The sequence below is a fragment of the Allobosea sp. MMO-172 genome, from assembly GCF_037147855.1.
In the GTDB taxonomy this organism is placed as follows: domain Bacteria; phylum Pseudomonadota; class Alphaproteobacteria; order Rhizobiales; family Beijerinckiaceae; genus Allobosea.
In genome coordinates, this window is sequence record NZ_JBBCUM010000005.1 from 314450 (window position 1) to 328357 (window position 13908).

General features: G+C 67.5%; 12 protein-coding genes. 9 read left to right on the forward strand and 3 right to left on the reverse strand.

Features of this window, described 5'->3' with window-relative positions; translation table 11 throughout:
• The first annotated feature begins 60 nt into the window (after positions 1–60).
• Both WFK61_RS10600 and WFK61_RS10605 read left to right on the forward strand, forming a co-directional pair.
• A complete protein-coding gene (locus WFK61_RS10600) occupies positions 61–891 on the forward strand; it encodes a UDP-2,3-diacylglucosamine diphosphatase (protein ID WP_336811491.1) in 831 nt (276 codons plus the stop codon).
• A complete protein-coding gene (locus WFK61_RS10605; RefSeq protein ID WP_336811492.1) occupies positions 891–2003 on the forward strand; it encodes a glycosyltransferase family 4 protein in 1113 nt (370 codons plus the stop codon). The genes WFK61_RS10600 and WFK61_RS10605 overlap by 1 nt, the downstream gene beginning before the upstream one ends.
• Here WFK61_RS10605 and WFK61_RS10610 read toward each other — a convergent pair.
• Positions 1939–3732, reverse strand: coding sequence for a cation:proton antiporter domain-containing protein (locus WFK61_RS10610; RefSeq protein ID WP_336811493.1), 1794 nt, complete (start codon positions 3730–3732; stop codon positions 1939–1941). The genes WFK61_RS10605 and WFK61_RS10610 overlap by 65 nt on opposite strands.
• Before the next feature lie 218 nt (positions 3733–3950).
• On the opposite strand from WFK61_RS10610, the gene WFK61_RS10615 reads away from it, so the two are divergent.
• From WFK61_RS10615 to WFK61_RS10645, 7 genes are all read left to right on the forward strand, one after another.
• Positions 3951–4796, forward strand: coding sequence for an AAA family ATPase (locus tag WFK61_RS10615; RefSeq protein ID WP_306224731.1), 846 nt, complete (start codon positions 3951–3953; stop codon positions 4794–4796).
• Between the two features lie 44 nt (positions 4797–4840).
• Positions 4841–5368, forward strand: coding sequence for a SixA phosphatase family protein (locus tag WFK61_RS10620; RefSeq protein ID WP_336811494.1), 528 nt, complete (start codon positions 4841–4843; stop codon positions 5366–5368).
• A 13-nt stretch (positions 5369–5381) separates the two neighbouring features.
• On the forward strand, positions 5382–6827 hold the full coding sequence (locus WFK61_RS10625; RefSeq protein WP_442896285.1) for a YcjX family GTP-binding protein: 1446 nt from the start codon (positions 5382–5384) through the stop codon (positions 6825–6827).
• A gap of 13 nt (positions 6828–6840) precedes the next feature.
• Positions 6841–7854 (forward strand): YcjF family protein, encoded by a 1014-nt coding sequence (locus tag WFK61_RS10630; protein ID WP_336811495.1) that lies wholly within the window; start codon positions 6841–6843, stop codon positions 7852–7854.
• 177 nt (positions 7855–8031) lie between these two features.
• Entirely contained in the window at positions 8032–9432 is a 1401-nt protein-coding gene (locus WFK61_RS10635; RefSeq protein WP_336811496.1) for a flagellar hook protein FlgE, read from the forward strand.
• A 59-nt stretch (positions 9433–9491) separates the two neighbouring features.
• Complete coding sequence (gene flgK / locus WFK61_RS10640) at positions 9492–11363, forward strand: flagellar hook-associated protein FlgK (protein ID WP_336811497.1); 1872 nt, start codon at positions 9492–9494, stop codon at positions 11361–11363.
• Between the two features lie 7 nt (positions 11364–11370).
• Positions 11371–12888, forward strand: coding sequence for a flagellin (locus tag WFK61_RS10645; RefSeq protein WP_336811498.1), 1518 nt, complete (start codon positions 11371–11373; stop codon positions 12886–12888).
• 228 nt (positions 12889–13116) lie between these two features.
• Here WFK61_RS10645 and flaF read toward each other — a convergent pair whose 3' ends face one another.
• Both flaF and flbT read right to left on the reverse strand, forming a co-directional pair.
• Positions 13117–13488: a flagellar biosynthesis regulator FlaF gene (gene flaF / locus WFK61_RS10650; protein WP_336811499.1), complete on the reverse strand. Its 372-nt coding sequence runs from the start codon at positions 13486–13488 to the stop codon at positions 13117–13119.
• Positions 13472–13864 (reverse strand): flagellar biosynthesis repressor FlbT, encoded by a 393-nt coding sequence (flbT, locus tag WFK61_RS10655; RefSeq protein ID WP_336811500.1) that lies wholly within the window; start codon positions 13862–13864, stop codon positions 13472–13474. The genes flaF and flbT overlap by 17 nt, the downstream gene beginning before the upstream one ends.
• Positions 13865–13908: the final 44 nt, after the last annotated feature.

The following is a 13908-nucleotide window of genomic DNA, read 5'->3' on the forward strand; positions in this document are numbered from 1 at the left end:
CAAAGCGCAACGCAAATCAGACACACGGCCCTCGCATCGCAGCAGCAGGGGCTATCCGGCATGAGCGACGAGGATAACAGCAAGCGGGTCCGCAGCATCTTCATCTCGGATCTGCATCTGGGCACCCGCGGCGCCCAGGCCGATCTCGTGCTGGAGTTCCTGCGCGCCTATGATGCGCCGCAGATCTATCTCGTCGGCGACATCATCGACGGCTGGCGCCTGAAGAGCGGCTGGTATTTCCCGCAGGCGCATAACGACGTGATCCAGAAGCTGCTGCGCAAGGTGCGCAAGGGCTCGAAGCTGATCTACGTTACCGGCAATCACGACGATTTCCTGCGTGACTTCACCGGCCTGCAGTTCGGCGGCATCACGCTGGTCGACGAGATTGTCCATGAGACCGCCGACGGCAAGCGCATGCTCGTCATCCACGGCGACCTGTTCGACCTCGTCGTGCGCAACGCCAAATGGCTCGCGCTGCTCGGCGACTGGGCCTACACGGTCGCGCTGGCGCTCAACATGGCGATCAACCGGGTGCGCCGCGTGCTCAGGCTGCCGCACTGGTCGCTCTCGGCCTGGGCCAAGGCCAAGGTCAAGAACGCCGTGAACTATATCGGCGAGTTCGAGACCTGCCTCGCCGCCGAGGCGCGCCGCCACAAGGCGGACGGCGTGATCTGCGGCCATATCCACCACGCCGCCCATCGCGAGATCGAGGGGCTAACCTATATCAATACCGGCGACTGGGTCGAAAGCTGCACGGCCTTCGTCGAGCACGAGGACGGCCGCTTCGAACTGATCCGCTGGCCGCAGGGCCGGGTGAAGACGACGCCAGCCGTGCCGGTGACGGCGCCCGCGCGGCCGGCTCCGGTCCGGGACCTGATCGAGGCCGCGTGATGCGCGTTCTCGTCGCGACGGATGCGTGGCGGCCTCAGGTCAACGGCGTGGTGCGCTCGCTGGAGCAGATGATCCAGGCGGCTCCGGCGCTGGGCATCACGGCGCAGGCGCTGACGCCGGAAGGCTTCCATCAGGTCGGTTTGCCGAGCTACCCGGATATCCGCCTGGCGCTGGCGACGCGCCGGGCGCTGGCGGCGCGCATCGCCGAGTTTGCGCCGGACCATATCCATATCGCGACCGAGGGGCCGATCGGCTGGCTGACGCGCGCGGTCTGCCTCGCCCAGAAGCGACCGTTCACGACGAGCTATCACACGCGCTTCCCGCAATATATCGCGGCGCGCTGGCCGATCCCCGAGAGCTGGAGCTACCGGCTGCTGCGCCGCTTCCACGGCCCCGCCCGTGCCGTGATGGTCTCGACCGCGACGGTGGAGGAGGAGCTGCGCCAGCACGGCTTCCAGAATCTGGTGCGCTGGGGGCGGGGCGTCGATCTCTCGTTGTTCCATCCGCGCCCGCAGAGCCTGCTCGACCTGCCGCGCCCGATCTTCCTCTATGTCGGGCGTGTCGCGGTCGAGAAGAATGTCGAGGCCTTCCTGTCGCTCAAGCTGCCGGGCAGCAAGGTCGTGGTCGGCGACGGGCCGGCGCGGGCCGATCTCGAACGCGCCTTTCCGGAAGCGCGCTTCCTCGGGCTGAAGGAGGGCGAGGAGCTGGCAGGCATCTATGCGTCCTCGGATGTCTTCGTCTTCCCGAGCCTGACCGACACCTTCGGCATCGTGCTGCTGGAAGCGGCGGCAAGCGGCTTGCCCGTGGCTGCCTTCCCGGTGCAGGGACCGCGCGATGTCTTCGCCGGCAGCGCGGCCGCGGTGCTGGACGAGGATCTGCGCAGCGCCGCGATGCAGGCGCTCAGGGTACCGCGCGAGGCCTGCCTGGAGCTGGCGGCGCACCATAGCTGGGCGGCGAGCGCCGCGCAGTTCTACGGCCATATCCGGCGCGTGGCGCGCGAGGCCGGCTATTTCCCGCGCGAGCCGGAAGCTCCGGCCGCCAATACGCTCACAGCCTTCGCGAGCGGGCGTGGCGGGGAAGGGCGCGGGCTGCCGCAGCGCCTGCCGGCTTGAGCTGGGCGCGGAAGCCGTCGCGACGCTCGTGGACCGAGGCGATGACGAGGCCCATCGGCACGCCGAGCCCGACGAGCGCCGCTTCCGACAATTGCAGGCTGGCTTCGATGGTTTCCGGCACCGCGTCGTTGACGCCGATCTCGTAGAGATGCCGGGCATGGGTCGCGTCGCGGGCGCGGGCGACGATGACGATGTCGGGCCTGAGCGAGCGGGCGGCAAGGACGATGGCATCGACGGCACGGGGATTGTCGATCGTGACGATCAGGGCCGTCGCGTCCTCCAGGCCGCAGAGGCGCAGGAATTCCGGCTTGGTCGCGTCACCGTAATAGGCGGGGCGGCCGGCGCGCCGCTGCGCGGTGATCAGCGAGGCATCGGCGTCGATGACGATATGAGACTTGCCGTGCTCGTCCAGCATCGAGCCGACGAGGCGCCCGACACGGCCGCCGCCGACGACGATGGCGCGGGGCGCATGGTCGTCCGGCGGCAGGACGGCCGCCTCGTCCGGCAGCATCACGGGCGCCGCCAGTTTCTGCGCGAGGTTGCGGGCGATGCGGGCCAGCAGCGGCAGGGCGACCATGGTCAGCGAGACCGCGGCCAGCACGATGCTGGTGGCGCCGGGGTCGATGAGCTTGGCGCCGGTCGCGGCGTTGAGCAGCACGAAGGCGAATTCGCCGCCCGGTGCGACCAGGATCGCGGTTTCGAGCGCCGTCGCCGTCGCCAGCCGGAAGCGGCGGGCGAGCCCGAAGATGATGCTGCCCTTGACCAGCACGAGCCCGGCCGCGCCGCCGAGGATCGCGAAGGGATGGGCCGCGATATCGGCCGGGTTCACGCCCATGCCGACGGTGAGGAAGAAGACGCCGATCAGGAGCGACTTGAACGGGTCGATCGTGACCTCGATGGCGCGGCGGAATTCGGTCTCGGCCAGCAGCAGCCCGGCGATGAAAGCGCCGAGCCCCATCGACAGGCCGGCCGCCGCCGCGATCAGGCCGGTGCCGAGTGCTGTCAGCAGCGTCGCCGCCATGAAGCTCTCGGTCGAGTCGGTCGACGCGACCAGCCGGAACAGCGGGCGTAGCGCCAGCCGGCCGATGACGACGATGATCGCAATCGCGACGAAGGCCTTGATGAAGGCCTCCGCCAGGCCGGCGAGCAGCGAGCCCGAGCCGTTCTGGGCATCGAGCACGCTGATCAGGAACAGGAGCGGGATGACCGCGAGATCCTGGCAGAGCAGGATCGCGAAGCTGGAGCGGCCGGCCGAGGTTGTCATCCGCTTCTTCGCCGCCAGCAATTCGACGACCATCGCCGTCGAGGACAGGGCGAGGCCGAAGCCGATGATGAGGGCGGCTGCCGCCGGCTGGCCCAGCGCATAGGCGAAGAGGCCGATCGCCGCGGCGCAGAGCCCGACCTGGCCGAGGCCGAGGCCGAAGACGAGGCGCTTCATCGTCATCAGGCGCTCGAAGGAGAGTTCCAGTCCGATGACGAAGAGCAGGAAGGCGACGCCGAGTTCGGCCGGGCCGGCCAGCGCCTCGGCATTCGAGACGGTGATCGTGCTGAGCAGCGGGATCTTGGACACGAGGCCGCCGAGGCCGAACGGGCCGAGCAGGGCACCGCAGGCGACGAAGGCGATGATCGAGTTGACCCTCAGGCTCTTGGCCAGCGGCACGACCACGCCGGCTGTCGCGAGCACGACGACGGCGTCCTTGTAGACGGAGGGGTCGACTGTTCCGGCCAAAAGGGCTGACCTTGCGATTCGAGGGCTTGCGGGCTGCGCCGGCAATTCTTGCGGTTTGCGGCGGCGCAGCACAACCTTGGAATCGTCATGGCGGGCAGAAATTTGCCTTGCGGCGCGAGCCTTTAGGCGGGGCTGCTCAGGTACGTCGGGTGAAAAAGCGGTTTCCGCGCCTGCAAAGGATGGGATAGCGTCCGGCCAATCGTTCAGAAGGACCGTCCATGCGCTTTGCCGGCACCGAAAACTACGTCGCGACCGAGGATCTCACCGTCGCCGTCAATGCCGCGATCCGGCTGGAGCGCCCGCTGCTGGTGAAGGGCGAGCCCGGCACCGGCAAGACGGTGCTGGCCGAGGAGGTCGCGGCGGCGCTCGGCGCGCCGCTGATCACTTGGCACATCAAGTCGACGACCAAGGCGCAGCAGGGCCTCTACGAATATGATGCGGTGAGCCGCCTGCGCGACAGCCAGCTCGGCGACCCCCGCGTCTCCGAGATCGGCAACTACATCAAGCGCGGCAAGCTCTGGGAGGCTTTCGTCGCGCCCGTCCGGCCCGTGTTGTTGATCGACGAGATCGACAAGGCCGATATCGAGTTCCCCAACGACCTGCTGCTCGAGCTCGACCGCATGGAATTCCATGTCTACGAGACGGGCGAGACGATCAAGGCGGCGCAGCGGCCGGTGATGATCATCACCTCGAACAACGAGAAGGAGCTGCCGGACGCGTTCCTGCGCCGCTGCTTCTTCCACTATATCCGCTTCCCCGATGCCGAGACGATGCAGGCGATCGTCGAGGTGCATTTTCCCGGCATCAAGAAGCGCCTGATGGAAGAGGCGCTGCGCCTGTTCTTCGAGGTGCGCGAGGTGCCCGGCATCAAGAAGAAGCCATCGACCTCGGAGCTGCTCGACTGGCTGAAACTGCTCGTCGCCGAGGATATCGGGCCGGAGGTGCTGCGCGAGCGCGACCCGCGCAAGCTGATCCCGCCGCTGCACGGCGCGCTGCTCAAGAACGAGCAGGACGTTTCGCTGTTCGAGAAGCTCGCCTTCATGGCCCGGCGCGAGAGCCGTTGAGCCTGCCCCTCGTAAATCGGCTCCAGCATCGCTAGGTTCTGTTCATGCGACGCCTCATGCTACTGCGCCACGCCAAGTCCCACTGGCCCACGGGTGTGGCCGACCGCGACCGACCGCTCGCGGCACGCGGGCGCGAGGCCGCCCCGGTGATGGGGCGCTATCTTGCCGACGAATTGCTGCTGCCCGATCTCGTGCTGATCTCGCCGGCCAAGCGCACGGTCGAAACCTGGGAGATGGTCGCGCCGATGCTGCCCGAGAAGCCGGCGACGCAATACGAGCCGCGCATCTACGAGGCGAAGGTCGAGCGCCTGCTCGATGTCGTGCAGGAGGTCGAGGGCGATGTCCGCACGCTCCTGCTCATCGGACATAATCCCGGCTTCGAGGAACTGGCGCATCTCCTGACCGGCCATGGCGATCGCTATGCCTCGGCGCGGATGAGCCAGAAATATCCGACCTGCGGGCTCGCGGTGATCGATTTCGCTGTCGAACACTGGTACGCGATCGCGGCGCGCGAAGGCCGGCTCGACCGCTTTGTGACGCCGGGTTCGCTGGGCGAAGGCCCGGACGAGTGAGCGCCGCGGCGCCGTGAGCGATACCTCCTATCTCGATAGCGCCCGCAATGCGGCTCTCGCCTTCGGTGACAGCGTGCTCGGGCTCGCCCGGCCACGTCTGCGGATCGGCGTCACCGGGCTGTCGCGCTCGGGCAAGACGGTCTTCACCACCGCCCTGATCCAGAACCTGATCGAAGGCGCGAAGCTGCCGGTGCTGAAGGCTTCGTCCGAGGGGCGGATCGCCCGCGTGCGACTGGTGCCGCAGCCTGATCCGGACGTGCCGCGCTTTCCCTATGAGGCGCATCGCGCCGCGATGAATGGCGAGGGGCGGCGCTGGCCGGAATCGACCCGGCGCATCTCCGAGCTCAGGATCGAGATCGACTACGAGCGCGCGGCGGGCTGGTTCAAGGGGCCGGCGACGCTGACGCTCGACATCGTCGACTATCCCGGCGAATGGCTGCTCGACCTCGCCTTGATCGGGCAGGACTACAAGGCGTGGTCGGCGCAGGCCGTCGCCGATGCTCGCAAGGCGCATCGGCGCGAGGCCGCGGCGGAGTGGCTTGCGGACTTGCCGGGGCGTGACCCCGATGGCGCGTCGGACGAACTTGCTGCGGAGGCGGCGAGCGACCTGTTCAAGGGCTATCTCGCGCGCCTGCGGGCCGATCCCGAGGCCGTCGCGGTGACGCCGCCCGGGCGCTTCCTGATGCCGGGCGATCTCGAGGGCTCGCCGGCGCTCACCTTCGCGCCGCTCGATCTCGGCCATGACCGGGACGTGCGGCCGGGCACGCTCGCCGCGCTGATGGCGGAGCGCTTCGAGGCCTATAAGCGCGTCGTGGTGACGCCGTTCTTCCGCGACCATTTCGCAAGGCTCGACCGGCAGATCGTGCTGGTCGACGTGCTGGCGGCGCTCGATGCCGGGGCGCCGGCTTTGGCCGATCTCGAAACCGCTTTGGGGCAGGCGCTCGCGGCCTTCTCGGTCGGGCGCAATTCCTGGCTGACGAGCCTGTTCGCGCCGCGGATCGAGCGCGTGCTCTTCGCCGCGACCAAGGCCGACCATATCCACCATGCGAGCCATGACCGGCTGGCCGCGGTGATGTCTCATCTGGTCGGGCGGGCGCTGTCGCGGGCGCAAGGCGCGGGCGCGCGGGTCGAGTCGATGGCGCTGGCCGCCGTCAGGGCAACGCATGAAGTCAGGATCAAGGAAGGCCGCGAGGAACTGCCGGCCATCGCCGGTGTACCGGAGGCGGGCGAGACGATCGACGGGCAAGCCTTCGACGGTATCGCGGAAGCCGCCATCTTTCCCGGCGAGCTGCCGGAGCGGCCCGAGGCGATCTTCGACCCCAAGGCGCATTGGCAGGTCAGGGCGCCGCGCTTCCGGCCGCCGCTGGTCGTGCCGGATGCGGGCGGGCGCCTGAAGCCGCCGCCGCAGATCCGCCTCGACCGTGCGCTGGAATTCCTGATCGGCGACAAGCTGGCATGAACGGGGTTTCGCGATGAGCAAGGCACCGCGTGCGATCCGTCTCGATGGGCAGCCATCGGGCGAACCGGTCGGCGAGGCCCCGCTTCGCCAGGGCGATCTCGCCATCCTGCCGGAGAGCGAGCCGATCGATGCCGAGACCCCTGTCGCGCCGGTGAAGCCCAAGCGTGGTTTCTCGTGGGGCTCGCTGTTCGTGGCGGGGCTGTCCGGCTTCCTCGCGCTGGCGGCCGGCGTCTGGGTCGAGAACACCATCCGCTCGCTGATGAGCCAGAACCCGGCGCTAGGCTATGCCGCGCTGGTCTGTGCGGCCGTCGCGGCGCTGGCGCTGCTGGTCATGCTGGCGCGGGTGCTGCGCGACATCCTGCGCGAGCGCAAGGTCGAGGCTTTGCGCGAGCGTGCCGTCGCGGCGCTGGTCGGCGGGACGCCCGATGAAGGCCGGGCGATCGCGGGCGAACTCGTCTCGCTCTACAAGGGGCGGGCGCAGACGGCACAGGGCCGCGCCGCCCTGCAGGAGGCCTTGCCGCAGCTCTTCGCGGCGCGCGACATGCTGACGGTGGCGGAACGCAGCCTGCTCGCGCCGCTCGATGCACTGGCCACCGCCCAGATCGCGCAGGCGGCGCGGCGCGTCTCGCTGGTGACGGCGGTCAGTCCGCGCGCGCTGGTCGATGTCGTCTTCGTGCTGGTCGCCTGCGCGCGATTGTTGCGTTCGATTGCCGGCATCTATGCCGGGCGGCCCGGCACGCTCGGCCTGCTCCGGCTGGCGCGGCAGGTGATGAACCATCTCGTCCTGACCGGCGGCATTGCGGCCGGCGATGCCGTGATCCAGCAGGTGGTGGGGCAGGGGCTCGCCGCCCGGCTTTCGGCCAAGCTCGGCGAGGGCGTGATCAACGGGATGCTGACGGCGCGGATCGGCCTTGCCGCGCTCGCCGTCTGCCGGCCGCTGCCCTTCGTCGAGGTGCAGCCGCCGACATTGTCCGATGTCGCAGGCGATCTCGGCGGCTGGCGAAGCGGCAGGGATGGCGAGGCCTGAACCCGGCAGAATCTGCCGGCAAAGGGCGAATCTGCCCGGCTCGGACTGCCGCTAAACCTTTCGTAAACGATCCAACTCCTTGAAATCGCGTGAAGCCCGGCATGGCACGCGCCGTGCAGAACCTTGCCACGAGTTGTGGGCCGCCCTTGGGGGGCTGCCGGTCGAGGTGAGGGTTCCATGGGTGTTTTCAGTGCGCTGACGACGGCGGTTTCGGGAATGACGGCGCAGTCCTATGCGCTTGAGAACATCTCCGGAAACATCGCCAATTCGCGGACGGCCGGCTACAAGCGCGTCGATACGGCCTTTGCCGACCTCGTGCCGGATGCGGCGCTGCGGCGGCAGGTCGCCGGTTCGGTCCAGGCTTTCAGCCAGGCGACGAACTCGATCCAGGGCGATCTCAACCCGACCCGCATCGACACCAATATCGCGATCAACGGCGACGGCTTCTTCGTGGTCGACCAGCGCGCGAGCGGCGTCGGCGCCAACACCCAGTTCGCCAATTCGAACCTCTACACCCGCCGCGGCGATTTCGACTTCGACGCCAACGGCTATCTGGTCAACGGCGCCGGCTACTATCTCAAGGGCCTGAAGATCGACCAGGTGACCGGCCAGCTGATCGGCACGCAGCCGGAAGTGCTGCGCATCACCAAGGAGCAGTTCCCGGCCAAGGCCACCACCTCGATCGAGTACCGCGCCAATATCCCGGCGGTGCCGGCGACGACGCAGAAGACGCAAGGCGGCAGCGAGTTCCTCAATGCGGCCTCGGTCACGGCGGTGGGCGCGGGCTCCAACCCCTATCCCGGCAACGCGGCGGTGATGGGCAACAACATCGGCAGCTTCCTGGCGAGCTCCATCCCCGGCGGTTCGGTCACGGTCTATGACGCGCTCGGCAAGGCCACCAGCGTCGAGATGCGCTGGGCCAAGATCGACAACGGCAACCCCGCCGCAGTGCCGCCGACGACCGGCACCTGGGGCCTGTTCGTGGCGCAGGACACCAGCGCGACGGGCGCCGGTCAGGTCGCCTATGTCCAGACCGCCCAGAACGTCACCTTCGGCACCACCGGCCAGATGGTGAGCCCGGCGACCGGCGACATCACGCTGCCGACTATGACGATCAATGGCACCACCATCACCGGCATCAACGTCACGACCGGCGGCAACGGCGTGACCCAGAACGGCGATGTCAGCGGCCAGATCGATGCACGCAGCATCCGCCAGGACGGCTACACCGCCGGCACGCTCGACCGCGTCACGGTCTCGGCCGAGGGACAGGTGATCGGCACCTTCAGCAACGGCCAGGTCGTCGCGCTCGCCCAGGTCTCGGTCGCACGCTTCAACGCCGACAACTCGCTGAAGCGCCTCGATGGCGGCGCCTTCGAGGAAACGATCGAATCCGGCCCGCCGATCATCGGCCTCGGGACCTCGCAGATGGTGGGCGGCAGCGTCGAGCAGTCGAATACCGACATCGCCGACGAATTCTCGAAGATGATCGTCACCCAGCAGGCCTACTCGGCCAACACCAAGGTCATCACCACCGCGCAGGAGATGCTGAGCGCGGTGTTCAACATCATCCGCTGAACGACGCGTCTGCCTAAGCGGCGGCCCAGAAGGGCCGCCTCTCGCAACAGGAGTTGAAGATGGGCCTGAGCACTTCCCTCAACACGGCGATCGGCGGCCTCAACGCCGCCCAGGTCGGCATCGGCGTCGTCTCGCAGAACGTCGCCAATGCGGGGACGACGGGCTATGTCCGGCGCACGGTCTCGACCGCCGACAGCCTGAGCGGGCTGACCATCGGCGTGCAGAGCACGCAGGTCCAGCGCCTGCTCGACAAGATCGTCCAGCACCAGCTCTGGCAGGAGGCCTCAGGCGCCGCCTATACCTCGACACGCGCGCAATCGCTGTCGAATCTCGACAAGCTCTACGGTGCGCCGGGCAGCTCCACTGCGCTGGACACGATCTTCAACAAGTTCACCGGGGCGCTGCAATCGCTCCAGAACGATCCGTCGTCCTACAGCCTGCGCTCGCAGGTGCTCGACAACGCGACGCAGCTGGCACGCCAGCTCAACACCCTGTCCAACGGCGTGCAGGCGCTGCGCAGTCAGGCCGAAAGCGGCCTCGCCAATGCGGTCACCAAGGTCAACGACCTGCTCGGCGCGCTCGCCAAGGTCAACACCCGCATCGTCGGCAGCCCGAACGACAGCGCGACGGCAGGCCTGAAAGACCAGCGCGACCTGATCCTGTCCGAGCTGTCGCAGTACGTCGACATCAAGACGACGGAGGATGCGCGCGGTTCGGTCTCGATCGTGACCGGCTCGGGGACGCAGCTCTTCGACGGAACGGCAGCCGTCACCTTCAAGTTCGACGAGCATGCGGGCTTAGGTCCCGACGACCAGTGGAACATCGACCCGGCCAAGCGCGGCGTCGGCACGATCAAAATCGTCGATGCCTCCGGCAATGCCTCGGATGCGATCGCCAACCGCATCTTCCGCTCCGGCGAGATCGCGGCCAATATCGAATTGCGCGACAAGACACTGGTCCAGGCCCAGGCGCAGCTCGACGAGATCGCCGCGCAGATGTCGAAGGCGCTCTCGGACCGCGAGATCGCCGGCACGCCGGCGACAGCCGGTGCCGCGACCGGCTTCGACGTCGATCTCACCGGCCTGCAGTCCGGCAACTCCGTCACGCTCGACTACAAGGTCACGCCCGGCGGGCAGACCCAGCGCTTCACCTTCGTGCGTGTCGATTCCGCGGCGTCGCTGCCCCTGCCGGCTTCGGCCAGCGGCGATGCCAATAACCGCGTCATCGGCATCGATTTCTCCGGCGGCCCCGCTTCTGTGGCGGCACAGATCCAGGCGGCCGTCGGCACGGGCTTCACGGTTTCGAACACGGGCTCCATGCTGCGCATCGTCGATGACGGTGCGGCCGGCACGCGTGATGTCGTCGGACTGACCTCGCGGCCGACGAACTCGGTGCTCGCCTCGGCGGGCGGCGCGGCCGAATTGCCCTTCTTCGTCGACGGTTCGTCCGGAAACGCCTTCACCGGCTCCTATGACGGCGGTTCCCAGACCACTGGCTTCGCCGCCCGGATCGCGGTCAATCAGAAGCTCATCGACGACCGCAAGCTGCTTGTGGTCTACAATACCTCGCCCGCGACCGCAGAAGGCGACGCCACCCGGCCCAAGCTGATGCTGGAGCGGCTGACGCAGAGCCAGCGCGCCTTCACCAACGCCTCCGGGCTCGACGGCAACACCGCGACCTCGAGCACGACGCTCTCGAATTTCGTCCAGCGCGTGGTCTCCTCGCAGGGGCAGGCGGTCGAGGCCGCCAAGCGACTCGACGAGGGCCAGCAGGTCGCGCTCGCCTCGGTCCAGAGCCGCTTCCAGCAGACCGCACAAGTCAATGTCGATCAGGAGATGTCGCTGCTGATCGAACTCCAGACCGCCTATGCCGCCAACGCCCGCGTCATCTCCACGATGAAGGAGATGATGGACGTGCTGATGAGAGTGTGAGGCCAGAATGACCATCACCAGCTACGGCACCGGCGCCTATCGTACCGCTAAGCCGAACGAGTACGTCTCGACCCGGGCCCAGTTCGACGACCTGCAGCGCCAGCTCGACACCAAGCAACGCAGCACCAGCTATGGCGATCTCGGCATCGACCGGCGTATCAGCCTCGATCTCAACGGCAAGGTCGCGCAGCTCGATTCCTGGCTGAGCGGCATCGAATTGAGCAATGTGAACCTCAAGCTCCAGACAGCCTCGGTCGAGAACTTCACCAAGCTCACCAACGAGACGCGCAACGACACGCGCTCCAACAGCTATGTGCCGAGCGCAAGCGGCCGTTCCTCGCCGCAGGTTCTCGCCGAGGAGAAGTTCAAGCAGACGCTCGACCTGCTGAACATCGCGGTGAACGGGCGTCACCTGTTCTCCGGCAAGACCTCCGACACGCAGCCGACCCTGGGCTTCAACGAGATCGTCAATGGCGACGGCGCCGGCAAGGCCGGTCTGAAGCAGCTGATCGACGAGCGCCGGCAGGCCGATCTCGGCTCCGGCCAGGGCCGGTTGACCGTGGGCGGTGCCGGCACCACCGCGACGGTCGCCGAAGAGGCGACGGTCCATCCGTACGGTTTCAAGATCGCTGGTATCGTGGGCAGCTCCGCGGCGCTGGCGACGACCTTCAACCCCGGGCCGCCGGCCGATGTTTCCGTGAACGTCGCGACGCAGCCCGCGGCCGGCGACACCGTGCGGCTCATGCTCAACCTGCCCGACGGGACGCAGGAGGAGGTGGTGCTGACGGCGCGCGCCAACGGCACCACGGGTTCGGATAGCGACAGCTTCGAGATCGGCGTCGACGCCAATGCCACGGCCGCCAATCTGCGCACCGCGATCGGCGCGGCGCTCGGCAAGGAAGCGAAGACCACGCTCTCGGCGGCCTCCTCGCAGGTCGCGGCGCAGGACTTCTTCGCGGGCAGCCTGAACAATCCGCCCAAGCGGGTTCCCGGCCCGCCCTTCGACACCGCGACCCTGCCGCCGACCAATGCCGGCGCGGCCGCGACGACCGTGATCTGGTATCGCGGCGATGATGGCGCGGACCCGGCGCGCAATACGTCCACCGTCCAGGTCGACCAGGGCCAGACTGTCGGCACCGGCGCGCGGGCGAGCGAGGAGGCCTTCCGCGTCGGCCTCGCCCAGTTCGCGATCATGTCGATCGAGAACTTCCCGGCGGGCGACACGAATTCGCAGGCGCGCTACGAGGCCATGACGGCGCGGGTCAGCGAGAAGCTCGGCTTCGGCGGCAGCACCCAGAAGCCGGCCGAGATCATCACCGAGTTGGGCTCGGCCCAATCGACGCTGTCGAACGCCAAGGCGCGCCACCAGAGCACCAAGGACTACCTGACCACGACTCTGGCCGGGGTCGAGAACGTCACCACCGAGGAGGTCGCGACGCAGATCCTCTCGCTGCAGACGCAATTGCAAGCGAGCTATCAGGTGACCTCGATGCTCTCGAAGTTGTCGCTGACGAACTATCTTTGACGAATAGCCTTCTGGAGCCCTCATCCTGAGGAGCCGCGGAACGCGGCGTCTCGAAGGATGGTCCAGAGGGTTAGGGAGCCTCCTGAAGCATCCTACGAGACGCAAGCTCCGCTTGCTCCTCAGGATGAGGGCTGGGAGGGGCCAATCTTTTGTAGCTCTGAAACGAAAACGCCGCCCCGGAAGGGCGGCGTTTTCGTTTGTCGGGTGCTCGACGCTTCGGCGGGGGGCTCAGCGCCCGCGCAGGCCGGCGGCGATGTCGCGGTTGATGTTGACCAGGATGCCCAGGGATTGCGGCTGCGGATCGGCCGAGATCTTGAAGGTCTGGTTGAATATGAAATTGGCGAGGCTGACGATGTTGGTCTTGATGCCGACCGGGAGCGGATTGTCCTCGGCGATGACGGCGGAGACCAGCAGGGTCCAGAGGCGGCGGTTATAGGTCAGCGCCTCGTCCAGCTCGCGCTCGCGCAGGTTCCAGTCGTCGGCGACGGCCTGGAGCCGCGTGGCGGCCTTGATCAGGAGGGAGGCTTCGAGTTCGCGAGGCGAAACGACGGATTGGGCAGTCTTGGCCGCGGCAGCGTAGGCGTTAAACCCGTTTTGCATTCTCGATCAGTTCCGCTTCATAGACGATCAGCTTTCTGGCCGCCTTGAGAGCTTTATAGAGGTCGTCGCTTAAGATGCGGTTATTGATCTCGTGAACATGCGGCAGAGCGCTGGGCGCCGCATTGATGAATTCGCGCACGAGCTGGAAATAGGTCTCGTGCTCATGCGTCGGGTCCTGCGCCAGATACATGAGCTGGATCGCAAGATAGATCTTCTTGGCCGGGGTATCGGCGGTTGCGGCGGTCAGGATGTCCTTCTCGCGCAGGATGGGCGCGTCGCCCTCGATGAAGAAGCGGGTGCGCTGCTCGTCGTTGCGGATCACCACCTGGCCGATGATGATGCGCTCGCGCGGCTTGAGCTCGACCTTGAGAGCCATGTCGGTCCTGCCTTCTGGCTGGAGGGGAGGGCGGGCGGCGTCTT